The sequence below is a fragment of the Rhizobium chutanense genome (assembly GCF_002531935.1).
GTDB classification, from domain to species: Bacteria; Pseudomonadota; Alphaproteobacteria; order Rhizobiales; family Rhizobiaceae; genus Rhizobium; species Rhizobium chutanense.
The window spans coordinates 1-26,165 of the sequence record NZ_NWSV01000013.1 but is presented as its reverse complement, the minus strand read 5'-3'; the positions used below and the strand labels follow the sequence as shown (position 1 = coordinate 26,165).

Sequence of the window (26,165 nt, the reverse complement as noted above, 5' to 3'; positions counted from 1 at the left end):
AGATTGCATAAATTCCTCAGCATTCTCTTAAAGGTCAAGTCAAAGTCGGCGCCGCGGTCGCCAGTGCACCACTTAATTTTAGAAAATATTAGTGAACCCGAGAGATACCCTGCCAGCTCAGGGTGTTGTTCGCGCCTTATCGGTTGATGTGGAGTCTGGGTAAGGCTATCCAGTTTCAGCGAGCAGTCGGCGTAGGGCAACGGCTGCAAGATGTTTGGGTGGCAGGGGCATGATGCACATGTTAGCCGAGACCGCAGTCGCCACTATACGGCCGACGCTGTCGCCAGAACGGCTGCGTCGCCTTTATAAGCAGAAAAGCGAGAGCGGCCGAAAGTGCGCGACGCGCAGCGGCCTCTGGATCGCGGTCGCTGTTTACATCGCCTATGCCTTCACGGACTATCTTTTTATCGGCGATGTCGTCCGCTACACGATCGCCGGCCGGTTGGCGGTGAGCGCCATCGCGCTGTGCACGCTGGAACTCCTGCTCTATCGCAAGGCAAAAGCCGACACGGTCGACATGGCCGCGGCGGCATCCGTGCTGGCAGCTTATCTTGTCTGGCTTCTCACCGCCCAGATGACCACGGTCAGGGAAGCGTTCTCATACTATATGGTTTTTGGCGCGATCTTCATGATGAGCGTCAACCTGTTCTTCAGTTTCCGGTTTCCGCTTGCCCTTGCGGCCTCCGTCACGAACGTGCTCATCTTCGTCGGCGCTCTTTATCTGTTCGCGCCTATGTTGCTTCTTCACAAGCTGATCCTCGGTGCCTTCTGTATTTCCTGCTTTATTTTCACGTCTTACGTGAACCTTCAGCTCAACAGAGAGCGCTATAAAGTCTTCCTGAATGCCCTTGAAGCCAGTTTGCAGCAAGCGGCGGCCGAGGAAAGGGGCAAGGCGCTCTTGCACCTCTCGAACACGGACTCGCTGACCGGCCTCGAAAATCGCCGGGCAATCGATCAACGCCTGCGGGATCATTGGCAACGCTGGCAGGACCAGAGGGCGCCCTTTGCCGTCCTGCTCATCGACGTCGATTACTTCAAGCACTATAACGACTGCTACGGCCACCAGGAAGGTGACCGGTGCCTTGTGGCCGTATCCCAGCTTCTGCAGAGCGTGGCCTCGTCCTACGGCTCGATCATCGGGCGATATGGCGGTGAGGAATTCATCGTCATCGCACCCATGCAAAATTCGGAAAGAGCCTCCGCACTCGCAGAAGCAATGTGTGCCGCCGTCCGCGCGCTGGCCTGGCCACACGAGCACCGGCGGGACGGAACCACGGTCATCACCGTCAGTGTCGGCGTTTCCTACACGCGAGACCAGACCAAGCAGGTCGACAAGGTCATTCATGAAGCCGATCGCGCGCTTTATGCCGCCAAGGCGACGGGCCGCAACACCGTCGTGGTCTTCGATCCTGACGACCCGCAGAGCAGCGATGACAGCGAGGATATCGCCGCGACCCTGAAGATCGCGCTTGAACACGGCCTCGTCCACCTCGTCTATCAGCCGATCCGCAACGTCCAGACCGGCAAGACGGACGGTGTCGAAGCGTTGATGCGTTTGAGGATGTTGGACGGAACCGCCGTACCGCCCGATAGATTTATCCCGGTTGCGGAACGGACGGGTTCAATCGTCAAACTCGGTCGGTGGGCCATTCGCACTGTTTGCAGAGACCTGTTGGCAACAGACCTGGTGCAGGTTGCCAGCGTCAACGTTTCGCCGATTGAGCTGAAGACGCCGGGTTTCGCCAGCTATGTCGCGGCAACACTGGCAGAATTCGACGTGGCGGGCGCCAGGCTTGCTTTCGAAATTACCGAAGGCGTGGAGCTGGAAATCGACCAGGACGTGGTTCGCTGCATCAGCGACCTAAGGGCGCTCGGCGCTCAAGTCTGGCTCGACGACTTCGGCACGGGCTTCGCCGGCCTCTCGTGGCTTCGCCTGATAGACTTCGACACCGTCAAGATCGACCGCTCCTTCCTCCATGACAGCAACACGGAGAGAGGCAAGAGGATGCTGCTCGACATTATCAGCCTGCTGCGCAATCGCGGCGTGAAGATCCTCGTTGAAGGCGTCGAGACGATCGAACATCAACTGCTGATGCAGCAGTACGGCATCAACCAGATCCAGGGATATTACATCGGACGGCCCGCGCCGGCGGCTCGGCTTGAAACGGGTAACGTGCTGCCGTTCAGCATGGCCAGGAAGCTTGATTCGAAACGACTATCCTAGAATGGGCCGTAGGTTCGGATCCGTTCAATTGTGCCCTATTTGCGATAATGACATCCGAGTAGACAAGAACTTACAGCGCGCGAAGCGAATCTGAACGATTGCGACGCTTTAGCTTGTCAGCAATTCTGAAGATCCTCGTAAGCGCCGCTCAGCTCGCTAGTGTATTCCGGGGCATTTTTGACCCCGCGGCGCTGCTCGTGCACGCATGGTGAAGACTTCAGGACAGAACTGCAAAAGCGGCGGCTTCTACTTCCCAATAAACGTCGCAAGTCCAGAGTTGGTCTGACCAAGTGAAAACGGACACGCAGGGCAAAATTCCGGATGAATGGGGCGCACCACGTCCCAATAAAAAAGAGTGGTTTGCGCTGGTCAGACAACAAGGGTAGCGGCGTAAGAATCGATGAAGGGGATTCTACGGCGTCGAAACGAATTTTCGATTTAACGCCACCTCGCTAGAATTAACCTAAGGTGACACGCCAATGAACGCGAGAATTCGAGCAAGAAGAATATTAAAGGATCTGAGGCGATATGAAGTGATGTCATCGCCGATGTGGCACGAAAGAGAGGGGTTTGGCTTCTTGATAGGGATATATTCTAACCCAGGCCCCAATAACACTAAAATATTTATATTGGATAACGGCATATTGTGGGGCGACGGTGAAGAGGGCAAGTCATTCCTCTATTCCGAGGTGAAGTTGGTGTCCATTTTAGAGGGGAAAGAGAGCGTTCAAATAATCATCTTGACTGATGGGGGCAAGGAGTTACGGATTCCTATCTCAGGCAGGGACGGAAAATACTCGGACTGTATGGTCATGCTTCGATTCATGGATAGAGTTGTAGCGGACGCGAAAAAATATCTCTACGAGTGACCCGCACCGGCCGATTTCGAAAAATGCTGCATTTCTCCCGCCGACCGTCACCGAAGTCCGATCCCTTGAAAGGACAATTATCGAGACATCTCAATCGAACGAATGGAGGCGGAGCAAGCGGTCTTAGAACACAGTCGCAGTCCTCCAATAGGTGGAATCTGCTGTGAAGAGAATAAGTCTCCGAATCTCGCGACCGAAATTCTCTTCTTCCACGCGAAGGATTTGACCATCTCTAAGTCTGTTATGAACGACGTACTGGTCGCTGTGATTGCCTTGAAGGAGCCGGATGACACTCCGGCGCCGACTGTTTAGTAAGGGCTAGGAAGGCGCCGGGGCTCAATCGAGCCGCAGCGACTTGCCCGACGCGGCATCGAATAGGTGGAGCTTGTCGGTCCGAGGAGCGATGGTGACCACTTGTCCGGGCTCGAACTCGTGACGTTCCGAGAACACTGCGACAAGCTCGCCCGGCCCGTAGCGCAGGAACACCATTGTCTCATGGCCGGTGGGTTCGGTGACGCTGACGGTCGCCTTCAAGCCGTGCTCGGCCAGCGACAGATGTTCGGGCCGAATGCCGAGCAGCACGGACTGCCCGTCGGCTGCGTCAGGTGTGAAGCCAAGGGCGATTTCGTCGCCGGTTTCCGTGACGAAGATGGCGCCATCGGCCTTGTAGCGGCCTTTCAGGAGGTTCATCGACGGCGAGCCGATGAAGGTTGCCACAAACGTGTTGTTGGGACGGTCGTAAAGTTTCAGCGGTGTGCCGATCTGTTCAACCTTGCCGCCCTGCATCACCACGATCTTGTCGGCCATGGTCATCGCTTCGACCTGGTCATGGGTGACGTAGATGGTCGTGGTTCGCAGCCGCTGGTGCAGCTCCTTGATTTCCTTGCGCATCTGAACGCGCAGCTTGGCATCGAGGTTCGACAAGGGCTCGTCGAACAGGAAGACCTGCGGCGATCTGACGATGGCTCGGCCCATCGCCACGCGCTGCCGCTGGCCGCCCGACAGCTGGCGCGGATAGCGGTCGAGATAGGGCACGAGGTCGAGGGTTTCGGCCGCCGCCTGCAGGCGCTGTTTGATGAGTTCGGGCGGCTGTTTCTGCAGGCGCAGCGCAAAGACCATGTTTTCGGCAACGGTCTTGTGCGGATAGAGCGCATAGCTCTGGAAGACCATGGCGATGTCGCGGTCCTTCGGCGGCAGATTGTTGACGACCTTGTCGCCGATCGAAATGGTGCCGCCGGTGATGCTTTCCAGCCCCGCGACCATGCGCAACAGGGTGGATTTGCCGCAACCGGACGGGCCGACAAGCACGACGAACTCGCCGTCGCGAATGTCTATATCCACGCCGTGCAGGACATTGACGGCGCCGTAAGCCTTCTGCGCCCCTGAAATATTGACCTCAGCCATGTGCCTCCCACTTGCATCAGGCGCCCCCGAGCTGCCTCAAGGGGCTGCGTGTCTTGCCGTGTGCCCGAGAGGATGCGGCAGGCAAACCGGCCATTGCGCCTCCTCAAAAGCACCCGTCGAACCTCCTCCATGAAACGTTTCATTTCTTGTTGACTTTTCCCGCCGGCCGTCTGATGCTCGCCGGCGAAACCGGGAGGAGCGGTTTCAAGCAGGATATGAAACGTTTCATTTCTTGCTTACCAGATAGTTCTGCATCGAGCCAGTCTTAAAATTGGACAGGAGCCGGCCCGGCAAGGCCGGCGGGCGAAAGCGCTAGGAAACGTGGAGGAGGAAGATATGAAAGTTGAAATATACGATGCATTGATGCGCCGTCAGGCAAGCCGCCGTGACGTTTTGCGCGGAACGGCAAGTGCCGCGGCTCTGCTCGGCGTCTCGGGGGTGATCGGCGGGATTCCCGGCATGGCGTTCGGCGCTGACGATGTTCGCGCCCAGATCCTGCAGATTCCGGGCGTCGGTAAGGGATCGCCGACCGATGCGGACTGGCAGAAGGTCGGTGAGCTCTGCCTCGGCCCGACCAAGGGCAATGTCAAGCAGGGCGAATTCGCCGGCGTCGAGCTGACCTTCATGGGGCTCAACAACCAGAATCTGCACAACTTCCTGTTCCGCGGTTTCCTGAAACCGTGGGAAGCCTATACGGGCGCCAAGATCAACTGGATCGATCTGGCCCAGGCGGATTACAACGCCCGCCTTCAGCAATCGATCGCAACCGGTACGGTCGATTTCGACATCCTGGAAATGGGCGCTCCCTTCGAAGGCGACACCGCCGGCCGCGGGCTTCTGGATGAGATGCCCGACTGGGTGGCAAAGCAGATCGAGGCCGACGATCTGGTGAGTTACCTGAAGCCGCCTGTGGGCACCTGGGGCGGCAAGACTTACCGTGTCACGATCGACGGCGACTGCCACACCTTCGCCTATCGCAAGGATTATTTCGGCGAAGGCTCGATCAGCGGCATGGCCGAGCCGCCGAAGACCTGGCAGGAAGTCAACGCCGTGTCCAAGGCGCTGATCGGCAAGACCGATCCGCTGACCAGCCAGCCGGCCTACGGCTATCTCGACCCGCTCAAGGGCTGGGGCGGTTTCGGCTTCTATTTCATCGAGAACCGCGCGACCGCCTATGCCAAATATCCGGGCGACCCGGCCTGGCTGTTCGATCCTGAAAACATGAAGCCGCTGGTCAATAACCCCGCCTGGGTTCAGGCGATCCAGGACGTCCTGGATCTGATTGCCGCCAAGGCCTATCCGGCCGACCAGATCAATGCCGATCCCGGCACCACGGCCTTCTCGCAGTTCCTGGCAGGCACCGGCGCCATGCTGATGTGGTGGGGCGATGTCGGCTCCAGCGCCCGCACCTCGGATACCTCTGTTGTCGGCGACGTCGTCGGTTTCGGCATCAACCGCGGCTCCAGCCGCGTTTACAACCGCAAGACCGGACAGTGGGAAGACAAGTATAACGAAGCGCCCAACATGGCCTATCTCGGCTGGGGCATCTATGTCACCAAGCAGGTCTCCGGCGACGAGAAGAAGCGCAAGGCGGCCTGGTCTGCCGCCGCCCATCTCGGCGGCAAGGATCTGTCGCTGTGGACGTCGGCCTATCCCTCCGGCTTCCAGCCCTACCGCCAGTCCAACTTCAACTACGACGAATGGCAGAAGGCAGGTTACGACCGCGCCTATATCGAGGACTATCTCGGTTCGAACGCCGACAGCTACAACCACCCGAACGCCGCCATCGAACCGCGCATCCCCGGTATCTTCCAATATTATTCCGTCGCCGAGGACGAACTGGCGAAGGGTTTTGCCGGACAGTACAAGTCGGCGCAGGAGACCGCGGATGCGATTGCCGCCGCCTGGGAAAAGATCACCGACCAGATCGGCCGCGACAGCCAGCTGAAGCTCTATCGGGCGAGCCTCGGGCTCTGATCTTTTGACCAAAACGCGCTGGCGGATCGGAAGCGATTTCGCCGGCGCCCATTCTGTCTGGGCGAGGAATATCATGTCGACAGTCGAAGGCGACCTGCTCCACACGGTCGAAGCCGGCTCCATTTCGGCGAGCCGTCGTTTCTGGGGCCGCACGGCCCTGTGGCTGAGCGCCCTATGGTTCATCACAGCGTTCGTCTTGCAGGGTGTCCATGAACTGGGCTGGACCGATTGGGGTTTTTCGAACTGGCGCCCGGTGCTCTATGCCTATTTTCTCTGGGCCGCCGTTCTTTGCGTCACGCGCGTCGTCATTCATGGCGAGGCGGGCAAGAAGGCGCTTTTCGTTCTGCCGGCAGCACTTTTCGTCGTGTCGATGGTGGTGTTCCCGCTGCTCTTTGCGCTGTGGATCGGCTTTTCCGACTGGAACCTCGCCTCTTCGGCCGGCCGGCGCTTCAACGGGCTCGACAATGTCAGGCGGATGATTACCGATCCGTTCTATGCCAATGCCCTCGTCAACATGATCCTTTATTGCCTGGCGATCGCCGTCGAATACGCCATCGCCTTCGGCCTGGCGCTGCTCCTCAACCAGGAAATCGTCGCCCGCAAATTCTGGCGCGTCACCTTCCTGGTGCCCTTGATGCTGTCGCCCGTCGCGGTCAGCTGGATGGTCGGCAAGTCGATGCTGGAGACCCGTTTCGGCCCCGTCGCGCGCTTCGCCCGCTGGCTCGGCTGGGAAAATCCCTCCTTCTTCGGCGATCCGCTGACGGCACGGCTTTCGATCATGATCATGGACGCCTGGACCTTCATTCCCTTCATGATGATCATGCTGCTCGCCGGGCTGCAGGCCCTGTCAAGGGAGGTGCTGGAGGCAGCCGAAGTCGATGGCGCCACCAAATGGCAGCGCTTCTGGCAGGTCATTTTCCCGCTGATGCTGCCGGTTTCGGTGACGGCGGTGATGATCCGCATCATCTTCAAGCTCAAGCTCGCCGATATCATCATCACCGTGACATCGGGAGGCCCCGGCGGGGCGACCGATTCCGTCACCAGTTTCATCTATCGAGAATACCGCGACCGTTCCAATGTCGGATACGGCACCCTTCTCGCGCTCGTCTATCTCGTTATCATCGTTGTCGGCATGACGGGACTGATGAAGATATCCGACCGTATCGTGAAGCGCATGACAGGAAGGCTCTGATGGTCCGGATCGATTTCGAAAAATACGCGCGCGGCCAGCGCATTCGCTGGTGGGCCATGCGTTTCGTCGTCTATGGCCTGCTCGTCACCTGGGCATTCGTCTGCGTGTTCCCGCTGTTCTGGACGGTCTCGACCTCGTTCAAGACTGCCGCCGACGTGATGCGCGGCAATCTGATCCCCTGGTTCAACTTTGCACCCAGCTGGCTCGGCTGGCGCTCTCTGGGGCTCTCCCCGGATACGATCTTCGAGGTCTCGACGGTGCGCGAGGAGTTCATGCGCAGGCTCTGGAACAGCGTCGTCATCTCGGTCACGGCATCGGTCTTGGCGGTCGTCCTCGGATCGCTCGCCGCCTATGGCCTCAGCCGCTTTTCCTACAAGTTCGGCCATATGCGCAACTCCGACATTTCCTTTTTCTTCCTGTCGCAGCTGATCATGCCGCCCGTCGTTCTCGCTTTGCCGTTCTTGGTTCTCTACAAGGAACTGGCGCTGCTCGACACCTATGTGGGTATGATCGCCGTCTATACGCTGATGGTCCTGCCGATCGTCGTCTGGATCATGCGCGACCAGTTCGCCACCATACCGGTGGAGCTGGAGGAAGCCGCGCTGGTCGACGGGCTGTCGATCTGGGGCGCCTTCGCCCGCATCATCGTGCCGCTCGTTCTGCCGGGCATGGTCGCCGCCTTCCTGCTGGCGCTGATCCTGTGCTGGAACGAATATTTCTTCGCGGCATTGCTGACCTCGACCAACACCAACACCCTGCCGGTGATGATTGCCAGCCAGACGGGCAGCCAGGGCATCAACTGGTGGTCGATGGCCGCACTTTCCACCGCCGGCATCCTTCCGCTGGTCGCTGTCGGCGTCGTTCTGGAAAAGCACATCATTGCCGGGATGACCGCTGGAGCGGTAAAATAGCTGCGGGACGGTCTAAAATGTCAAAGATGCCCACAATCAAGGATGTCGCAGAATATGCTGATGTATCCGTGGGCACTGTTTCGCGCGTGCTGTCGGGCGAAGCGGCGGTCAAACCCTTGCTGCGCGAAAAGGTCAACGACGCCATCTCAGCGCTCGGTTACCGGCCTAACGTCACCGCGAGGGCGCTGCGCACCAGCAGGACCGATGTTATCGGCCTCATCGTTCCCGACATCACCAACCCGTTCTTCGCGCAGCTCGCAGCCAGCGTCGAGCGCGCGGCGCTCGAACGCGGGCATAGCCTGATGCTGGCAAGTTCGCATGACGATCGCGAAGCGGAGCAGAGCCACGTCCTGGCGTTTCTCGATCGGTCGGTGCGCGGCATCATCGTGGTGGCTTCGAGCGACAGTCCGGGGCTCCACCTGGAGGCTGCGGTTCCCGTCATCTCGCTGGACCGGCGCTTCGGCGCCTTTCCCCTGGTCTCGACCAACCATGCGCAGGCGGCGGCGCTGATGGCCGACCATCTCTATGAGCTCGGGCACCGCCATATCGCCTATATCGCCGGGCCGCCCGACACCGAGGCCGGGCGCATGCGCAAGGAGGGCTTCGTCGGTCGCATCGATAGGTTCGGCGAAACGGGCGAGCCGGTCGAACTGGAAATCGCCTACGGCAAATTCGATTACGAATCCGGCGAAAGAATTGCCCGCGACCTGCTTTCACGCCCGCCGCAGGACCGGCCCACGGCCATTGCGGCCGCCAGCGACCAGCAGGCGATCGGCGCGCTGCGTGCGGCGCGCGACCTCAAGATCGACGTGCCGCGCAAACTCTCGGTGACGGGTTTCGACGATATTTCGCTCGCCAATCTCGTCGTTCCCAGGCTGACGACCATATGCCAGCCGGCCGACATGCTGGCGCGGCGCGCGGTCGGCCTTCTCCTCGAGGAACCTTCGGGCAGAGGAGATGAGATGGTCGATGGGTCGCTGGTGGTGCGGGGCTCGAGCGGTCCGCCTGCGCAGCCCAAGGCAGTCGCCGGGCATAAAAATTGAAGCAAGGCCAGCATTGAGGCCAATAAAAGGGATGGAAGGATCAGATGCTCAAGGGAATCAGGGCCGAACTCAACGGCGATATTCTTCAAGCACTTTGCAATATGGGACATGGCGATTATCTCGTCATCTCCGACACGAACTTTCCGTCGGATTCGATCGCTCGCCAGACGCGTCTGGGGAGATTGCTGACGATGGAAAACATTTCCGCGCCGCAGGCGATCGATGCGATCCTTTCCGTCTTTCCGCTGGACACCCCCATCCAGCCTTCGGCGGGTCGTATGGAGGTGATCGGCAAACCTCACGAAATTCCGCCGATTCAACAGGAAGTCCAGGCCGTTGTCGACCGCGCCGAAGGCAAGCCGTCGCCCATGTATCCGGTCGAACGCATGGCCTTTTATGACATCGCCAAAAAGGCCTATTGCGTGATCGCAACCGGGGAACTGCGTTTCTACGGATGCTTCCTTCTGACCAAGGGCGTCATCCCGGCGGAGGAGGCTCTGCGATGAGCGGGAAAAGCGGAATCGTCATTCTCGGGATTTTCGCCGCCGACACCGCCTACAAGGCCAAGCGCCTGCCGCACATCGCCGAGACGCTGATGGGGTCCGGCTTCACGCTTGGGCCGGGAGGCAAGGGCTCCAACCAGGCGATCGCCGCGGCAAGGGCCGGCGGGAAAGTGACCTTCATCTCCCGGGTCGGCAATGATCCGTTCGGCGAAATGGCCCTTGCGGCCTATGCCGCGGCGGGCGTCAAAGCCAATGTGATGAAGATGGACGGCGTCTCCAGCGGTGCTGCCTTCATCTTCGTCGACGAAGCGACCGGCGACAATGCCATCATCGTCGCGCCGGGTGCTGCCGGTCTCATCGGCATCGAAGACGTCGATGCGAACCGGGCGGAGATCGAAAGGGCGGCTATCTTCATGACCCAGCTCGAACAGCCGCTCGACGCCGCCATACATGCCCTGTCGATGGCGAAAAGGGCAGGGGTCACCACGATTTTCAATCCCGCGCCTGCCCGCGCCATACCGGACAGTGTCTATGATTTGTGTGATTTCATCGTCCCGAACGAGGTGGAGGCAGCCGAATTGGTGGGACATGCGATCGAAACGGACGAGCAGGCACGTGCGGCGGCACGTACCTTGCTGGATCGCGGAGCGAAAGCGGTGATCCTGACCCTCGGTGCGCGCGGCGCCTATTACCAAGCAGCCGATCGGAGTGAATTCGTACCGGCGTTTTCTGCGGGCAACGTCGTCGACACCACGGGCGCCGGCGATGCCTTCTTGGGCGGCTTCGCGACGGCGATCTCCGAAGGATATGCTCCGGTCGAAGCGGTACGCTTCGGTTGCGCCACGGCGGCAATTGCGGTGACGCGGCCGGGCACGGCCCCCGCCATGCCTTCGCGCGGCGAGATCGACGCCCTGCTGCGCTGAAGGTCATCGAAGGTCGGACAGGCAGGCGCGGCGTGCAACGGCTAGCCCGATTGCGCAATCCTGTCCGGATGGCGCATTTTTGTCTCAGTAAAAGACGTGTCCCGACGCTTGCGGCGCGGTTGTTAAGCCTGCCTTATTCATCCGGTGCTAGCAGTCGAACCGCAGCGCGTCGCGAACATGATGTCTCCTGCCGATCTGCTCCGAGGCGCGTCGGCGGACACATAAGTCGACAGGTCTGTGGGTTTTAACCAAGCTCAAACCAGTGCTGCCCTATGATGGGTTCTTACACGTAGTGGAAGGTGGACCTAACGCGGTGAACGGCATCTGGACGCAATTCGGTGGCAACCTTTCATTCGTCTGCCTGGCAATTTCGCTCTGGGCGCATTTTTCAATCCAGTTTCAGCGCCGCTCGGCCCGACAGGAAAAAATCGCGTTCGGAATCGTAGCGGGTGCCGCCTCCATCGGATCGATATTGTTGGCGGTCGAATTCAATCCCGGCCTCTATATCGACTTGCGCTTCTCGCCGCTTGCTTTGGCGGGCATGTTCGGTGGACCGATTGCGGCAGCTTTCGCAGCGTTGATGGCGATGGCCTTCCGCTTCTGGGTCGGCGGCACGGCGATGATCGATGGTCTCATCGTCATTGCTGTCGCGACCGGCATCGGCCTGGCTGCCAATTTCTGGATTCGTAAAAGATCTCCTGCGCTTATGGACGTTGCGCTGCTCAGTCTTGCGCTCGGAGCCGCGCTTGTTCTATCGATGGCGACGCTCCCCACCCTGGTGCACGCCCGCGTGCTGGCCATCATCGGTCTGCCCATGACCGTGTTGAATTGCCTGGCGACCGTCCTGTGTGGTTTCGTTCTCTTGAAGACCCAGCAATGGGCGCTGGAACGAAGCATATTGGTGACCGCATTTTCGCAGTCGCCCGACTATCTCTATGTCAAGGACCGAAACAGCCGGTTCATTGCCGTCAACGAGAATATGACTCGTCTCTTTCGTTTCCGGACGACGGCCGAGATGATCGGATTGTCGGATTTCAATCTGATGTCGCGGCCGCTGGCCGAAGAATTATATTATCTCGAGCAGCAGGTCATAGACACCGGAGTGCCGCTGATCGACTCGGCCGAGAAAATCGAGGGCAGGTCGCTGCTCGCCTCCAAGGTTCCATTGCGCGACAGGCAGGGGCGGGTGATTGGCCTGGCCGGCGTAACGCGTGATATCACCGAGCGTGTCGCCCTGGACCGGGAATTGCGCGAAAGCAAGAACCTGCTGTCGCATGCGATGGCGGGCATGTCCGATGGCATCGCCATGTATGACAGCAAGGGTTTTCTTGTCTTTTGCAACGACCAGTATCGCGATGCGTTCCCGCTCTCCGGAGATGCTCGCGTGGTCGGCGCCCATATCAGCGACATCCTGCGCCGCGTCGCGGAAACCGGCGAGCGCACCGGTATCCCGGAAGGTGACGTGGACGGGTGGATCAAGGCCGCCGCCGCCTCGCTGCACAGCAACAAGGACGAAGAGGTTCAGCTTCACAACGGCGACTGGCGCAGCATTCGGACAAGGCTTGCGGAAGACGGTATGGCGATGGCCGTCGTCTCGGATATCACGGCGACGAAGCAGGCGGAAATCGCCCTCAGGCTGTCGGCCGAGCAGCTGAAGAGCCTGGCCGAGACCGACGGGCTCACCGGCATCGTCAACCGTCGTGCCTTCGATGAGGCTTTCGCGCGCGAAACCGCAGGCAGCGCCAGGAAAAACACGCCGTTCAGCCTGCTGATGGTCGATATCGATCGCTTCAAGGCCTATAACGACACCTATGGCCATCCCGCCGGAGACCAGTGCCTGCGGGTCGTCAGCAAGTGTCTGCGCCAATCGGTCAGCCGGCCGGCCGACATCGTCGCGCGTTACGGCGGAGAGGAATTCGTGGTGTTTCTCCCTGACACCAGCGCCAAAGGGGCAATGATCGTCGCCGAGCAATTCGCGCGTCGCCTCGCCAAGGAAAATATCGCCCATTCCGGCAGCGAATTTTTGCGGGTGACGGCGAGCATCGGCCTGGCCTGCGCGACCGGGGCCGTTCTGCGAACCAATCCGAACCGCCTTCTGGCCGAAGCCGACGCGGCGCTCTACGACGCCAAGACCCAGGGCCGCAATCGGATTCTGGCCTATTCGCCCACTGGGGAACGGCATGCCATGAAGGACGTCGGTTAGCTCGCCGTCCGATCAAGCTGGATGCGATCCTTCCTCGATAGATTTTTTCTATTGAACCATCGCTGCTGTGGCCTTGATGTTTTGCCCGTTTCAACAATACAGGGCGCATGGACACAAAATTCATTGGTAAGAAATCGGCGGCAGCCGGCGGCTGGGGCGCTTTGAAGAGTTGCGGTAAGCAATTACTGCAAAGCGGTATGCCCATTTCGGGCGCGCGCACCATGCTGAAGGCAAACCAGCCGGATGGTTTCGATTGCCCGGGCTGCGCCTGGGGCGATCCGGAACACGGATCGTCGTTCGAGTTCTGCGAGAACGGCGTCAAGGCGGTCGCCTGGGAGGCGACCGAGAAGCGGGCAACGCCCGCCTTCTTCGCGGACAATACGGTCTCGCAGCTTCGCCGGCTGAGCGATTATGAACTCGAACTCAACGGCCGCCTCACGCATCCGATGCGTTACGACAGGGTCAGCGACCGCTACCTGCCGGTTTCGTGGGGGGATGCCTTTGCCGAGATCGGCGGCATCCTCAAGGGCCTCGACAGCCCCAACCGGGCGGAATTCTACACCTCGGGCCGGGCCAGCAACGAAGCCGCCTTCCTTTATCAGCTGTTCGTGCGCGTCTACGGCACCAATAATTTTCCCGATTGCTCCAACATGTGCCACGAAGCAAGCGGCATTGCCATGCGCCAGGCGGTCGGCGTCGGCAAGGGCACCGTGCTTCTGGAGGATTTCGAAGAGGCCGATGCGATTTTCGTGATCGGCCAGAACCCCGGCACCAATCATCCGAGAATGCTCGGCGACCTGCGCCGTGCGGCCATCCGCGGCGCGCGTATCGTCGTCTTCAACCCCATCCGCGAGCGCGGCCTGGAGCGCTTCTCCAATCCGCAGGACAAGATCGAGATGCTGCGCGGCGGTTCGACCGAGATCGCCAGCCAATATCTGCAGCCGCAGCTCGGCGGCGATATGGCCGCGGTGCGGGGCATGGCCAAGGCCGTGCTGGCCGCCGAAGGCCGAGCGGTCGCCGCCGGTCTGCCCCCGGTCCTCGATCATGCATTTCTTACCGAACACTGCGCGGATTTTCAGGCCTATCGGGCCGCGGTCGAGGCGACGAGCTGGGTTGAGATCGAGGACCAGTCGGGACTGAGCCGGGCGGAGATCGAACGGGCGGCCGATGTCTATATCAATGCCGAACGGGTCATCTGCACCTGGGCGATGGGTGTCACCCAGCACCTGCATTCGGTCGCGACGATCCGCGAGATCGCTAACTTCATGTTCCTGCGCGGCAATATCGGCAGGCCGGGCGCCGGCCTTTGCCCGGTGCGCGGCCATTCCAACGTGCAGGGCGACCGCACCGTCGGCATCAACGAAAAGCCGGCGGACGATTTTCTCGATGCGCTGGAGAAACACTTCCGCTTCGCCGTTCCCCGCGAACATGGACACAATGTTCTTGCCGCGATCGGCGCGATGCTCGACGGCTCGGCCGAAGCCTTCATCGGGCTTGGCGGCAATTTCGCGCGAGCCACGCCCGACAGCGCCCTCGTCGAAAAGGCGCTGCGGCGGCTGAAGCTGACGGTGCACATCGCCACCAAACCCAATCATTCGCATCTCATGCCCGGCGAGGCGGCCTTCATCCTGCCCTGCCTCGGACGCACCGAGATGGACCTCAACGAAGCCGGCAATTCCCAGCTCGTCAGCGTCGAGGATTCGATGAGCATGGTGCATGGTTCTGCCGGCATCAATCGCCCGGCCTCGCCGCACCTGCTCTCGGAAGTCGCCATCATTGCCGGCATGGCGGAAGCGACGGTGGGGGTCGCCGTGGTCGACTGGGCGGGGCTCGCCGACGACTACGACCTTATCCGCGATCATATCGAGGCGACCATTCCAGGCTTCGAAAACTACAATGCGCGCCTGCGCAAGCCGCGCGGTTTCCACCTGCGCAATGCGGCCGCGCACCGGGAGTGGGATACGCCGGCAGGCAAGGCGTCATTCTCGTCCGAGCTGCTTCCCGAGGAGACGGTGCATCAGCGCGCGCGAAAGGGCGAGGGACATCGTTTCGCTCTGCAGACGTTCCGGTCGCATGATCAATACAATACGACGGTCTACGGTCTCGATGACCGATATCGCGGCGTCTACGGAGAGCGGCGGGTGATTTTCATTCATCCCGCCGATTTGCAGGCGATGAGCGCCGAGGCCGGCGACCGGGTCGACGTGATCGGCGAGTATGATGACGGCATCGAGCGCATCGCACAGGATTTCCGGCTGGTGCCTTATGACATTCCGAGGGGCAGCATAGCCGGTTATTATCCCGAGCTGAACGTGCTGGTGCCGCTGGGCAGTGCGGGCAGGGAAAGCGATACGCCGACCTCGAAGTCGATCATGGTATCCTTCCGCCGGCGCAACGCCGCGTGAATGAAGAAACCTCCGACGTTGATCGGTTTCTTGCCCTCGTCGCGGCAGCGCAAGCCCGGGATGCCGGGCTGACGACGATCCAGGCGGGTCTTCTCGTCGCCGCCGAGCTCGGGATTGTCCATGACAGCCGCGCCTTTGCGCAGAGGCTGGGGATCGCCCATTCTCTCGTATTGCGGGAGCTCAATGCCCTGGCCGAGCGCCAGGGCGTCCTCGAGATCGTCAAGCGGGATCCGCGGACGATGAGAGTGCATTACCGGTTACCGCCCGCTTCGCCGCCGTAAGCCGGGAGCCGCGGCACGCGTCCCGATGATATGCGTTATCGACGGTAGACGCGCTTCCTGGTGTCGGAAGGATATTCTCCGTAGGTCGATTTATAGACTGCGGAAAACCGGCCGAAATGAAAGAAGCCCCATTTGAGACAGATCGCCTTCTTCGTCTCCGTGCTTTCGGGGTCGAGCAAGTCCTGCCTGGCCGCGCGCAGGCGAAGCGTCAGCAGATAGGCGGCAGGAGAGGTTCCCCTGAAGGCGCGAAAACCGGTTTCGAGCGCCCGGCTGGAGACGCCGGCCGCTTCGGCGACCTTCGGCATGGTGATCGGCTGATCGATATTGGCCTGCATGAATTCGATCGCCTTGCGGACATGCCGGGGAGCAATCAGGGCAGGCCCGTTGTCGAGGAAATGCGACAGCCGGTGCGGTACCAGGCGCACGACCAGATCGGCCAGCGCCTGCGTCATATGCGCCATGGCGATCGGCGACTGCAGCAAGGGGCCGTCGTCGCGCATGCCGATGGCGATCGTTTCGGTCAGATTGCCGATCGTCCGGCCGACCGGCGTCGACAGATCCAGTTCGGGCAACAGATCGAGAGAGCCGCTGAACGGAATTTCGAACGTCTGGCCGATCGTCTGGAGGATCACGGACCAGTTGATCAGCAATTCGTCGATGACGTTCGACTGTCCGTGCATGATGACGCTGTCTGGTTCGAAATTGTTGTAGAGAAGCAATTTTCCCTGCCCCGCCTCGGCGATGCGGGATCCATAAGCCACCCCCATGCCGCCGCTGCGCGGCACGACGATCGACAAATACTCTGTCGTATCGACGGTTGGCTCGATATTGAACTGAAACTCCGCCTCGTGATAGCCGGTGAGCAAGACAGCGCTGTCAGCCGCAGAAAAATCCAATCCCCAATGGAACTGCTGCGCCCGGCCGACAGGCTCGGCATCGAACGCGCCAAAAGCGCCCCCGAGCGTTTCGACCATATTGTCGAAGGACGAGCCGCGAAATCGAAATGAGAATTGCGGAGTGCTATTTTCTGTCATGCTGCTCCCGTTGTTCAATTCGGTTGCTTCGCCTTGCCCTTTGCGATTGCCCGCAGATGCCGGGACGAAGGGCGAGCTTCGTGGATGCGGGATTGATGCACGTACCTCGGCCAATCATCCTGGTCATCCTCCATTGCGTGCTCATCAAAGCCCGGTTGAGGGAACGGTGAGCAAGGCTGGCCTATATATTAGACGATCCGAGGGCTGCGCACAGTAGTGCGCAGGAGTGGATTTCCGCCTGATGGCGGCATCGAAATCCTGGCCTTGCGCAAGCTGATGCAGGCCGAGTTCGGGCGCGGCAAATGTCAAAAAAACCAATCCGCTAAATAGAGTGTCGACAGTTCCCATCGCGTCCGGCTTCGCAGCCTGACGGAAGGAACTGGCAGAACATCGCAGGATTGGCAAGATGATGAAACGATTACGCTAAAGGGCAAATTTATCGCGTGTGTCCGTGGGGCCACCACGCGCCCAAATGGGGCGGTCTCGCCGAGATGCACATTGCCTGAAGCTGATGGAGGTGCGTCCGCATTCGCGAGCCGCGCAGTCGCCTGCCGAAGGTTCTATAGTGGACCGCTTAAGATTGCCTTCGGCAGGCAGACATGCATTGCAGGCATACGCACGGGATGGTGTGCGTATGTATGATCCCTTCCATCCTTTTTGGGGGTGATGGATGAACGGGCTTGGCTTTGGAACCGCAAACCATCATGGTCCCGGTCGCGATTCATTTTATTGTTCCGCAGCCATGGAGCAATTGTCGGGTTACGATATTATCCGCTAATCGGCTTTTCGCGACGCAGTCTGGACTGGCTTTGCGCAAAATGTATAGGCAAGCGCGGGCTGGAGGCATGTTCGCGCCGCGGCGCGCGCAAAGTGGATAGAGATCTCGAATCTCTCATGTGGCATCCAGCAGGAGTTGGCATAAGGCGCAGCGAGGCCGCTTCGCCGTCCCAGCTCCAGGGTGGCTCGTCCACCCTCATAGAAGGCGTAGGGCGCTTGGCGTGGTGCGGTGCAGTCCCCGATTTCCATCACATGGCGACCTTGGGAATGCAGTTCCTCGCCCAGCCAATTGGCGCCGTATTGGTGACGGCAAGCATCAGCCTGTCGCCTGCTACGAAAAGGCGCTCGTGGTGTTATGATCGAGCAGCGTGACGCCATTGCCGTGACATTCCTGCACGCTGAGCTCTAGAAGCCATTTGACATCAAGCCTCACGCCATCGAAGCCGGCCTCGCGGCAGCGGCGGGCCGCCTGCACGAAGCCTGGCGCCCTGCCTGATATCGGTGTCGCCATCGGCCTGGAAAGACGGCCGTCAGCGAAGCGTCAAAGTGCGACGGAAAGCGTGCTGTCGCGTCGGGGAGCCACCTCCTGCGAGTTCACCATCGCACTGGCGAGCTGGCGGAAGGTGACGAGCCCCAGGGTTTCCCCGGAAGGCGAAACCACTCTGGCGTCGCCCTCTGGTGCCGATGACAGCATGCGGACAGCTTCTTCGACGGTCGTTCCCGCCACGATCGCCAATCCAACCGGCGCCGCACCGGAATGGAGGGGCGTCATGACAGCTTCGACATGGATGACCCGGCCGCGATTGACCTCCTTGACGAAGTTGGCGATGTAGTCGTCGGCCGGCCGCAGAACGATATCCTGGCTGGTGCCCTGCTGGATGACTTCACCGTCGCGCAGGATGGCGATCTGGTCGCCGAGACGCAGTGCCTCGTCGAGATCGTGGGTGATGAAGACGATGGTTTTCTTGATCTCCTTCTGGATGTCGAGAAGCACCGTCTGCATGTCCGTGCGGATCAAGGGGTCGAGAGCCGAATAGGCTTCGTCCATCAGAAGGACCGGCGCGTCGTTGGAGAGAGCCCTGGCCAGGCCGACGCGCTGCTGCATGCCGCCGGAAAGCTGGTTGGGATATCTTTGCTCGAAGCCCTTCAGCCCCACCCGCTCCAGCCAGCGCATGGCGATGTCGACGGCTTTGGTGCGTTCCATGCCCTGCACTTCGAGGCCGAAGATGGTGTTGTCGAGCACGTTGCGGTGCGGCAGAAGCGCGAATTTCTGGAACACCATGGCCGTCTGTTGCCGGCGAAACGTCCGCAACTCGGCCTCGTTCATCTTCACGACATCGACGCCGTCGACCAGCACTTCGCCTGATGTCGGGTCGATCAGCCGGTTGATGTGGCGGATGAGCGTCGATTTGCCCGATCCCGAAAGACCCATGACGACCTGGATGCAGCCGGATGGAATCTCGAGATTGATATCCCTGAGGCCAAGCACATGGCCATATTTTTGGTTGAGCTCGGTTTTCGTCAGGCCCTTCTGAACCGCATCGACGTGAGCGGAGGGGTTGGGGCCGAAGATCTTGTAGAGGTGACGGATCTTGATGCCGCCGAAATGATGCTCAGCCATGGACGGTCTCCCGATGCTTCTGGAGCCTTTTGCCATATGCCTGGCTGACCCGGTCGAAGATGATGGCGATGCCGACGATGGCAAGACCGTTGAAAATGCCAAGCGTGAAATACTGGTTGGCGATCGCCTTGAGCACCGGTTGGCCGAGGCCCTGGACGCCGATCATCGAGGCGATGACCACCATGGCGAGCGCCATCATGATCGTCTGATTGATGCCGGCCATGATGGTGGGCAGCGCCAGCGGCAACTGGACCTTGAAGAGTTTCTGCGATCGCGAGGTGCCGAAGGCATCGGCGGCTTCCAGCACGTCCTTGTCGACCAGCCGGATGCCGAGATCGGTCAGGCGGATCATCGGCGGAATGGCGTAGATGACGACGGCGATCAGGCCGGGCACCTTGCCGATGCCGAGCAGCATGACGACCGGGATGAGATAGACGAAGCTCGGCATCGTCTGCATCACGTCGAGAATCGGGTTGACGATGCGCTGCAGCCGGTCGGAGCGAGCCATCAATATGCCGATCGGAATGCCGATGGCGATGGAGAGCACGGTACATACGAAGATCATCGAGACCGTCCGCATGGTATCGTCCCACATGTCGAAATAGCCGATCAGCATCAGCGTCACCAGGCAGCCGACGACGATCTTCAGGCTGCGGCTGGCAAACCAGGCGATGACGAGGATGATCGTCGTGATGATCGGCCACGGCGTCTGCGTCATGAAACGTTCGGCGGCGATGAGAAAATGCTGCAGCGGGACGAACAGGCTTTCGATGCCGTCGCCATAGCTGCGGGTGAACCCGCGAAAGCCGTCATCGATCGCTTTCTTCAGATTGCGAAGCGCGTCGTCGTTCATATGCGGGAATTTGTAAAACCATTCCATTCGGTTCCCCTTTTCTTCAAAGAGCCGTGGCAGTCTTTTTGATTTTGTCGGCGAGCGAGAAGCGGTGCGCTTTTGGCGCACCGCAGTTTTGGCATTAGAGGGCAGCTTCGATCTTCTTGGCTGCCTCCGGCGAAACCCATTTGGTCCAGAGGTCCTTGTTTTCCTCCAGGAAGTGCTTGGCGCCATCTTCGCCGGTTGCCTGGTTGTCGGTCATCCAGGCCATTACCTTGTTGACCGTGTCGTTGCTCCAGGAGCGCTTCGTCAGGTAGTCCATGACCTCGGGCCCGACCTTTTCCGAGAAAGGCTTGGCGACCAGGGTGACGACGTGGTCGACCGGCCACGCAGCGGGCTTGGGATCGGGGCAATCGGCGACGGTGATGCAGCGCTTCCACTCGGCGGTATCTTCCGGCACGCCGGCTTCGAGCTTGACCATCTGATACTTGCCGAGCAGCGCCGTCGGCGCCCAGTAGTAGCCGACCCAGCCTTCCTTGCGTTCGTACGCCTTGGCGATCGAACCGTCGAGACCGGCAGCCGAGCCGGTATCGACGAGGGTAAAGCCCGCCTTTTCGGCGCCGAAAGCCTTATAGAGCTGTGAGGTGACGACGGTGCCGCCCCAGCCCTGCGGGCCGTTGAAGACAGCGCCCTTCTTCGGATCCTCGGGATCGGGGAAGAGTTCCGGATGCTTCAGCACGTCGCCGATCGTCTTGATGTCGGAATGGGCATCGGCGAGATATTTGGGAATCCACCAGCCCTGGACGCCGCCATCCGGCAGCGGCGAGCCGACCTGGACGATGCGGCCTTCGTCCGTGCCCTTCTTGACGACGTCGGGCAGCAGGTCGATCCAGGCTTCGGGCGCGATATCCGGCTGGCCCTTTTCGGCCATGGAGGTGATCGTCGGGACGGTGTCGCCGACGGTAATGTCGGCGCTGCAGCCATAACCCTCGTTCAGGATGAACTTATCGAGGTTAGAGAGAACCTCCGCGCTCTGCCAGTTCATGCTGGCGATGGTCACGCTGCCGCATTCGGCGGCGCTGGCGAAGGACGCCCCGCCGATCAGGCCGAATGTCAGGCATGTCGATGCTAGTAGTTTCTTCATTCTCGTTCCCTCTATTTAGCGGCCGGTCTTGCCGAGCGGGGTGCCGCAGTGCCCGCCCCAACGGTCGTCAGGAAACCTTTCCCATACTCACCGATTTCTCAAATGCCGCCGACAATCCTTTGGCGACCGACGCGTCAAACCCCGCAGCGCGCATGCCTTCGATGGCGACCGCGGTGGTGCCGCGATAGTCGACAAAGGTTTGAACGACGTCGTCAGGACAGTCGTCGCGACGCTCCAAAAGGCGGCCGGCGCCTGCTAGCACCGTGTTGACGGCGCGGCGCGCAATCTCGGCCGGCAGGCCGCGGGCGACGGCATCGCGCATCATGGCGGCGGCAAGCAGCGCCGGGAAGGCGGGTCCGGAGCCGGAAAGGCCCGTGAGGTAATCAATATCGCTTTCCCTTGCGACCTCATCCTCCGATCCGCAGGCCTCGAAAATGGCGCGGACCACGGCGCGGTCGTGCTTGGTGACATCGCTCGCGCCGATCCAGGGCGTATAGGACTTTGCCACCTCGGCGGCGGCATTCGGCAGGGCGCGGACGATGCGGCCGGTTTTGTGGCGTCGTGAAAGGGCGGCAAGGCCGATGCCCGCCATGACCGAAATGACGAGCTTGCCGGAGGCATCGACATCAAGGGAGCGCCAGTCATCGGGCCGGACGGAAAGGAGGATCACGTCGGAGCGGTCGGCAAGCGCCTGATTGTCGGGAGTCCAGAAAGAATTCGGGAAACGATCCGGCTGCTGACTGCGATAGGAAAGAGAGAGATTGCGAGAATCGACCAAGCCGGCACCGAGGATCGAGTCGGCGATTGCTCCACCCAGCCAGCCGCTGCCGCCAATGATGCCGATCCGCAAGGAAATGCTCATCCCGGCCTCCTCTAATCGGGCCTGTAGCCATGCCTGGAGAAGAAGCGATCAAGCTCCCTCTGCTGCGGCACGACGCCCGTGTAGATCGCGATATATTCCGGAATCCGTTTCATGCGGACGGCGAGATCCTCCTTCGATTGCATGGAAATGTAGCCGATCTGGACAAGGTAAGTCGTACGCGCTCTGACATCGGATGTCGTTTCTGGTAGCCCGAACCGCATGAACATGCGTTTCAGCGCCTCCAGTCGGATCTGATCGGCCTGCTGGACCTCGGCGAGAAGCTCGTCGGACTGCAGCGCCCAACTGCGCACGGCAAACTCGAATTTCGCGTCGAACAGATCGATGTTGAGCCAGCAATCGAAGACGTTGAGCATCGCCTCGGCCAGCGATTCCGCATAGGCTTCGGACTGCTTGACGATGTTGCCGGTGTTTTTTTCGCGCCAGCGCGCCACGAGCGCAGCCAGGAGTTCCTCCCGATCCTTGAAGAACCAGTAGAAGCTCGTTCGCGAGAGATTGAGCTTCTTCGCCAGTGGCAGAATCTTCACCGAATCCACACCGGAATCCAGAAGGGAATGGTAAGCTGCTTCCAGCCATCCCTCCTGCGATCCGCGCCAGCCAGTGTCGTTCAAAGCCTGATCCATGCGTTATCTCCTATCAAATTACGAAGCCGCGCACAAGAAAAATGTACATCAGTGTCGAAAACAACGACTTAACTGTTTTCGTCGTTGACACATATGTACATTGCGCTTAGCGTCTTCCTTGATGTTTTAATCCGGAACCACGGCCCATGTCGAATGATCCCCTTCTGCAGCCCTATCAGCTCAAGCATCTGACGCTTCGCAACCGTATCATCGTGACCTCCCACGAGCCGGCCTATCCGGAAGACGGCATGCCGAAGGAGAAGTATCGCGCCTATACGGTGGAACGGGCAAAGGGCGGGGTGGCCCTGACGATGACGGCGGGCTCGGCGGCGGTCTCCAAGGACAGCCCGCCCGTCTTCAACAACCTGCTTGCCTATAAGGACGAGATCGTTCCCTGGATCAGGGAGATGACCGACGCCGTGCATGAGGAGGGGGCGGCGATCATGATCCAGCTGACCCATCTCGGCCGGCGCACGCGCTGGGATAAGGGCGACTGGCTGCCGGTCGTGGCGCCGTCCCATCATCGCGAGGCGTCCCATCGCGCCTTCCCGAAGAAGATGGAAGACTGGGATATCGAGCGCATCATCAAGGACTTCGCCGACGCGGCCGAGCGCATGAAGGCGGGCGGCATGGACGGTGTCGAACTCGAGGCTTACGGCCATCTGATCGATCAATTCGTGTCTCCGCTCACCAACGAACTCGACGGCCCCTATGGCGGCTCGCTGGATAATCGCCTGCGCTTCTGTTTCGATGTGTTCAAGGCAATCCGGAAAAGGGTGGGCGACGATTTCATCCTCGGCCTGCGCTACACCGCCGACGAGTGTCTTCCCGGCGGCACCAGCAGGGCCGAAGGCATCGAAATCTCCAAGCGCCTGAAGGAAAGCGGCCTCATCGATTACCTGAACGTGATCCGCGGCCACATCGATACCGACGCCGGTCTGACCGACGTGATCCCGATCCAGGGCATGGCGAATTCGCCGCATCTCGATTTCGCCGGTGAAATCCGCGCCGCGACCAACTTCCCGACCTTCCACGCGGCGAAAATTCCCGACGTCGCCACCGCGCGCCACGCGATCGCGGCCGGCAAGGTCGATATGGTCGGCATGACCCGCGCCCACATGACCGACCCGCATATCGTCCGCAAGATCATCGAGAAGCGTGAAGAGGATATCCGTCCCTGCGTCGGCGCCAACTACTGTCTCGATCGCATCTACCAGGGCGGGGCCGCCTATTGCATCCATAATGCCGCGACCGGCCGCGAACTGACCATGCCGCATATTCTGCCGAAGGCCGAGGTGAAAAAGAAGGTCGTCATCGTCGGCGCCGGCCCGGCCGGTCTGGAAGCGGCGCGTGTCGCCGGAGAGCGCGGCCACAAAGTCGTTGTCTTCGAAGCGGCGAACAATCCCGGCGGCCAGATCCGGCTCACCGCCCAGAGCGAGCGCCGCAGGGAAATGATCAGCATCATCGACTGGCGCATGAGCCAGTGCGAAAAATACGACGTCACCTTCCACTTCAACAGCTGGGCGGAAGCCGAGACTATCGAGGCCGAGAATCCCGATGTTGTCATCGTCGCGACCGGCGGCCTGCCGCATACCGAGGTTCTCTCGCGCGGCAACGAGCTGGTGGTCTCGTCCTGGGACATCATCTCCGGTGACGTGAAGCCTGGCACCAACGTGCTTATTTTCGACGATGCCGGCGATCATGCCGGCCTGCAGGCGGCGGAGTTTCTTGCCAAGGCGGGCGCCAAGGTCGAGATCATGACGCCCGACCGGTCCTTCGCGCCCGAGGTCATGGCCATGAACCTGGTGCCCTATATGCGTTCTCTGCAGAAGCATGACGTGACCTTCACGGTCACCTACCGCCTGGAAGCCGTCGAGAAGAGCGGCAACCAGCTCGTCGCCCATGTCGGCAGCGATTACGGCGGGATTGCCAAGCAGAGCAGCTTCGATCAGATCGTCGTCAATCACGGGACCATCCCGCTCGACGAACTTTATTTCGAACTGAAGCCCAATTCGACCAATCTCGGCGAGATGTCGCACGAGCAGCTCCTTTCCGGGGAACCGCAGTCTGTCATTCGCAATCCCGAAGGCAAATTCCAGCTGTTTAGAATCGGCGATGCTGTCGCTGCGCGTAACACGCATGCCGCCATCTATGACGGCCTGCGCATCGCCAAGGATATATGATTGAGGAAGGGCCGCTTGTCGGCCGATCGCCTGGGGAGGGGATGAGATGAGTTTACGCAGGGAAAGCCTCCAGCTTTTCGTGGATGCGGCGTCTCTGGCTTTCGATCAGTTCGCGAAGGCCCCGGAGGCCCGTCGCTCGGTCCGTCAGTTTTTTGCGGCGCTGGAGCGCCCGGGAGCCCCGCGCGCGGGAAACGGCAGTCGGTTGCCCGTCTGTGATCACCTCGATCTGGCGCTTGCGGTGGATACCTCCTATGCTTCGCTGACGCGATTGATCGAGACGTTCAAAGGCATCGAACCAATGCTTGAATGGCGTCGTCGCACCAAGTATGACCACACGGCCAGCGACAACTTCGTCGAGGGGCATGCCAATGCCATGATCATCGGCCCGGGTGGATTGGAGGAGCGGAACGACCTGTGGTTCGGGGTGACGTTGATGGCGCCTCATGTGCGCTATCCGGATCATAGCCATGCGCCGGAGGAGGTCTATCTCGTGCTGTCCAAGGGAGAGTTCCAGCAAGGTGACGGGGAGTGGTTTTCGCCCGGCGTCGGCGGATCCTTCTACAATGTCCCCGGCATCAAACATGCCATGAGGTCGGTCGATACGCCGCTCTTCGCTTTCTGGGTGTTGCTTGCAGAACGGCCGCACTGACGGCCGGCAATCGAAAAAACAATAGGGATTCGCAAATGAAGATTCTCGTGCCCGTCAAACGGGTTGTCGACTACAACGTAAAGATCCGGGTTCGTCCGGATGGCACGGGTGTCGAGCTTGCCAATGTGAAGATGTCGATGAACCCGTTCGACGAGATCTCGGTGGAAGAGGCGCTGCGGCTGAAGGCAGCCGGCAAGGCCGAGGAAGTGGTGGTGGTGTCGATCGGCCCCGCCAAGGCCGAGGAGACGCTGAGGACGGCGCTGGCCATGGGCGCCGACCGGGCGATCCTGGTCGAGACCGAGGATCAAGTCGAGCCGCTCGCCGTCGCCAAGATCCTCAAGGCTGTCGCCGACGCCGAACAGCCCGGCCTGATCATCGTCGGCAAGCAGGCGATCGACGACGATTCGAACCAGACCGGCCAGATGCTGGCGGCATTGCTGGGTTCGGCCCAGGCGACCTTCGCCTCGAAGATCGAGATCGGGGACGG

The 26,165-nt window shown here is 60.5% G+C and carries 22 protein-coding genes; 14 read left to right on the top strand and 8 right to left on the bottom strand.

Annotated elements, in window-relative coordinates; genetic code table 11:
* Window positions 1-229: 229 nt before the first annotated feature.
* Complete coding sequence (locus CO666_RS19535) at window positions 230-2,224, top strand: putative bifunctional diguanylate cyclase/phosphodiesterase (RefSeq protein WP_425352419.1); 1,995 nt, start codon at window positions 230-232, stop codon at window positions 2,222-2,224.
* A 479-nt stretch (window positions 2,225-2,703) separates the two neighbouring features.
* Entirely contained in the window at window positions 2,704-3,093 is a 390-nt protein-coding gene (locus CO666_RS19530) for a hypothetical protein (RefSeq protein WP_126908418.1), read from the top strand.
* A gap of 336 nt (window positions 3,094-3,429) precedes the next feature.
* Here the strand turns inward: CO666_RS19530 and CO666_RS19520 are convergent, their stop codons facing one another.
* Window positions 3,430-4,497, bottom strand: coding sequence for an ABC transporter ATP-binding protein (locus tag CO666_RS19520; protein ID WP_097613854.1), 1,068 nt, complete (start codon window positions 4,495-4,497; stop codon window positions 3,430-3,432).
* Between the two features lie 336 nt (window positions 4,498-4,833).
* On the opposite strand from CO666_RS19520, the gene CO666_RS19515 reads away from it, so the two are divergent.
* The 9 genes from CO666_RS19515 (at window position 4,834) to CO666_RS19475 (ending at window position 15,935) form a co-directional block, all read left to right on the top strand.
* Window positions 4,834-6,474 carry an extracellular solute-binding protein gene (locus CO666_RS19515; protein WP_097613853.1) on the top strand — a complete coding sequence of 547 codons (1,641 nt, stop codon included), beginning with the start codon at window positions 4,834-4,836 and terminating at the stop codon, window positions 6,472-6,474.
* Between the two features lie 73 nt (window positions 6,475-6,547).
* Window positions 6,548-7,666 (top strand): carbohydrate ABC transporter permease, encoded by a 1,119-nt coding sequence (locus CO666_RS19510; RefSeq protein WP_097613975.1) that lies wholly within the window; start codon window positions 6,548-6,550, stop codon window positions 7,664-7,666.
* Window positions 7,666-8,577, top strand: a complete 912-nt coding sequence (locus CO666_RS19505) for a carbohydrate ABC transporter permease (RefSeq protein WP_097613852.1) — start codon at window positions 7,666-7,668, stop codon at window positions 8,575-8,577. The genes CO666_RS19510 and CO666_RS19505 overlap by 1 nt, the downstream gene beginning before the upstream one ends.
* Before the next feature lie 17 nt (window positions 8,578-8,594).
* On the top strand, window positions 8,595-9,620 hold the full coding sequence (locus tag CO666_RS19500; RefSeq protein WP_097613851.1) for a LacI family DNA-binding transcriptional regulator: 1,026 nt from the start codon (window positions 8,595-8,597) through the stop codon (window positions 9,618-9,620).
* A 44-nt stretch (window positions 9,621-9,664) separates the two neighbouring features.
* Window positions 9,665-10,126 carry an RbsD/FucU family protein gene (locus CO666_RS19495; RefSeq protein WP_097613850.1) on the top strand — a complete coding sequence of 154 codons (462 nt, stop codon included), beginning with the start codon at window positions 9,665-9,667 and terminating at the stop codon, window positions 10,124-10,126.
* Window positions 10,123-11,046 carry a ribokinase gene (gene rbsK / locus CO666_RS19490; RefSeq protein WP_097613849.1) on the top strand — a complete coding sequence of 308 codons (924 nt, stop codon included), beginning with the start codon at window positions 10,123-10,125 and terminating at the stop codon, window positions 11,044-11,046. The genes CO666_RS19495 and rbsK overlap by 4 nt, the downstream gene beginning before the upstream one ends.
* A 313-nt stretch (window positions 11,047-11,359) precedes the next feature.
* Window positions 11,360-13,249, top strand: a complete 1,890-nt coding sequence (locus CO666_RS19485) for a diguanylate cyclase (protein WP_097613848.1) — start codon at window positions 11,360-11,362, stop codon at window positions 13,247-13,249.
* A 107-nt stretch (window positions 13,250-13,356) separates the two neighbouring features.
* Window positions 13,357-15,654 carry an FdhF/YdeP family oxidoreductase gene (locus CO666_RS19480; protein WP_097613847.1) on the top strand — a complete coding sequence of 766 codons (2,298 nt, stop codon included), beginning with the start codon at window positions 13,357-13,359 and terminating at the stop codon, window positions 15,652-15,654.
* Complete coding sequence (locus CO666_RS19475) at window positions 15,651-15,935, top strand: hypothetical protein (protein WP_097613846.1); 285 nt, start codon at window positions 15,651-15,653, stop codon at window positions 15,933-15,935. The genes CO666_RS19480 and CO666_RS19475 overlap by 4 nt, the downstream gene beginning before the upstream one ends.
* 35 nt (window positions 15,936-15,970) lie before the next feature.
* On the opposite strand, the gene CO666_RS19470 is transcribed toward CO666_RS19475, so the two are convergent.
* The 7 genes from CO666_RS19470 to CO666_RS19440 all read right to left on the bottom strand — a co-directional run bounded on the left by CO666_RS19470 (window position 15,971) and on the right by CO666_RS19440 (window position 22,846).
* The gene (locus tag CO666_RS19470; protein ID WP_097613845.1) at window positions 15,971-16,969 is read right to left on the bottom strand and encodes an AraC family transcriptional regulator; all 999 of its coding nucleotides are present in this window, start codon (window positions 16,967-16,969) and stop codon (window positions 15,971-15,973) included.
* Between the two features lie 1,108 nt (window positions 16,970-18,077).
* Entirely contained in the window at window positions 18,078-18,257 is a 180-nt protein-coding gene (locus CO666_RS34575; protein ID WP_245436817.1) for a hypothetical protein, read from the bottom strand.
* 30 nt (window positions 18,258-18,287) lie between these two features.
* A complete protein-coding gene (locus tag CO666_RS19460; protein ID WP_097613844.1) occupies window positions 18,288-19,367 on the bottom strand; it encodes a quaternary amine ABC transporter ATP-binding protein in 1,080 nt (359 codons plus the stop codon).
* Window positions 19,360-20,247 (bottom strand): ABC transporter permease, encoded by an 888-nt coding sequence (locus CO666_RS19455; RefSeq protein ID WP_097613843.1) that lies wholly within the window; start codon window positions 20,245-20,247, stop codon window positions 19,360-19,362. The genes CO666_RS19460 and CO666_RS19455 overlap by 8 nt, the downstream gene beginning before the upstream one ends.
* A gap of 94 nt (window positions 20,248-20,341) precedes the next feature.
* Entirely contained in the window at window positions 20,342-21,343 is a 1,002-nt protein-coding gene (locus CO666_RS19450; protein WP_097613842.1) for an ABC transporter substrate-binding protein, read from the bottom strand.
* Window positions 21,344-21,410: 67 nt separating this feature from the next.
* Window positions 21,411-22,205: a pyrroline-5-carboxylate reductase family protein gene (locus tag CO666_RS19445; RefSeq protein ID WP_097613841.1), complete on the bottom strand. Its 795-nt coding sequence runs from the start codon at window positions 22,203-22,205 to the stop codon at window positions 21,411-21,413.
* A gap of 11 nt (window positions 22,206-22,216) precedes the next feature.
* The gene (locus CO666_RS19440) at window positions 22,217-22,846 is read right to left on the bottom strand and encodes a TetR/AcrR family transcriptional regulator (RefSeq protein ID WP_097613840.1); all 630 of its coding nucleotides are present in this window, start codon (window positions 22,844-22,846) and stop codon (window positions 22,217-22,219) included.
* 146 nt (window positions 22,847-22,992) lie between these two features.
* On the opposite strand from CO666_RS19440, the gene CO666_RS19435 reads away from it, so the two are divergent.
* From CO666_RS19435 to CO666_RS19425, 3 genes are all read left to right on the top strand, one after another.
* Window positions 22,993-25,029, top strand: a complete 2,037-nt coding sequence (locus tag CO666_RS19435; protein WP_097613839.1) for an NADH:flavin oxidoreductase — start codon at window positions 22,993-22,995, stop codon at window positions 25,027-25,029.
* A 46-nt stretch (window positions 25,030-25,075) separates the two neighbouring features.
* Window positions 25,076-25,678, top strand: a complete 603-nt coding sequence (locus CO666_RS19430; RefSeq protein WP_097613838.1) for a dimethylsulfoniopropionate lyase — start codon at window positions 25,076-25,078, stop codon at window positions 25,676-25,678.
* A 35-nt stretch (window positions 25,679-25,713) separates the two neighbouring features.
* The coding region (locus CO666_RS19425; protein ID WP_143540329.1) for an electron transfer flavoprotein subunit beta/FixA family protein at window positions 25,714-26,165 on the top strand (452 nt) is incomplete at its 3' end.

What these genes read in the sequence shown, in the direction of transcription:
- CO666_RS19535 (WP_425352419.1), top strand. Translation starts at nt 230, where the DNA reads ATGATGCACATGTTAGCCGAGACCGCAGTCGCCACTATACGGCCGACG.
- CO666_RS19530 (WP_126908418.1), top strand. Translation starts at nt 2,704, where the DNA reads ATGAACGCGAGAATTCGAGCAAGAAGAATATTAAAGGATCTGAGGCGA.
- CO666_RS19520 (WP_097613854.1), bottom strand. Translation starts at nt 4,497, where the DNA reads ATGGCTGAGGTCAATATTTCAGGGGCGCAGAAGGCTTACGGCGCCGTC.
- CO666_RS19515 (WP_097613853.1), top strand. Translation starts at nt 4,834, where the DNA reads ATGAAAGTTGAAATATACGATGCATTGATGCGCCGTCAGGCAAGCCGC.
- CO666_RS19510 (WP_097613975.1), top strand. Translation starts at nt 6,548, where the DNA reads ATGTCGACAGTCGAAGGCGACCTGCTCCACACGGTCGAAGCCGGCTCC.
- CO666_RS19505 (WP_097613852.1), top strand. Translation starts at nt 7,666, where the DNA reads ATGGTCCGGATCGATTTCGAAAAATACGCGCGCGGCCAGCGCATTCGC.
- CO666_RS19500 (WP_097613851.1), top strand. Translation starts at nt 8,595, where the DNA reads ATGTCAAAGATGCCCACAATCAAGGATGTCGCAGAATATGCTGATGTA.
- CO666_RS19495 (WP_097613850.1), top strand. Translation starts at nt 9,665, where the DNA reads ATGCTCAAGGGAATCAGGGCCGAACTCAACGGCGATATTCTTCAAGCA.
- rbsK (WP_097613849.1), top strand. Translation starts at nt 10,123, where the DNA reads ATGAGCGGGAAAAGCGGAATCGTCATTCTCGGGATTTTCGCCGCCGAC.
- CO666_RS19480 (WP_097613847.1), top strand. Translation starts at nt 13,357, where the DNA reads ATGGACACAAAATTCATTGGTAAGAAATCGGCGGCAGCCGGCGGCTGG.
- CO666_RS19470 (WP_097613845.1), bottom strand. Translation starts at nt 16,969, where the DNA reads ATGACAGAAAATAGCACTCCGCAATTCTCATTTCGATTTCGCGGCTCG.
- CO666_RS34575 (WP_245436817.1), bottom strand. Translation starts at nt 18,257, where the DNA reads ATGGCGACACCGATATCAGGCAGGGCGCCAGGCTTCGTGCAGGCGGCC.
- CO666_RS19460 (WP_097613844.1), bottom strand. Translation starts at nt 19,367, where the DNA reads ATGGCTGAGCATCATTTCGGCGGCATCAAGATCCGTCACCTCTACAAG.
- CO666_RS19455 (WP_097613843.1), bottom strand. Translation starts at nt 20,247, where the DNA reads ATGGAATGGTTTTACAAATTCCCGCATATGAACGACGACGCGCTTCGC.
- CO666_RS19450 (WP_097613842.1), bottom strand. Translation starts at nt 21,343, where the DNA reads ATGAAGAAACTACTAGCATCGACATGCCTGACATTCGGCCTGATCGGC.
- CO666_RS19445 (WP_097613841.1), bottom strand. Translation starts at nt 22,205, where the DNA reads ATGAGCATTTCCTTGCGGATCGGCATCATTGGCGGCAGCGGCTGGCTG.
- CO666_RS19440 (WP_097613840.1), bottom strand. Translation starts at nt 22,846, where the DNA reads ATGGATCAGGCTTTGAACGACACTGGCTGGCGCGGATCGCAGGAGGGA.
- CO666_RS19435 (WP_097613839.1), top strand. Translation starts at nt 22,993, where the DNA reads ATGTCGAATGATCCCCTTCTGCAGCCCTATCAGCTCAAGCATCTGACG.
- CO666_RS19430 (WP_097613838.1), top strand. Translation starts at nt 25,076, where the DNA reads ATGAGTTTACGCAGGGAAAGCCTCCAGCTTTTCGTGGATGCGGCGTCT.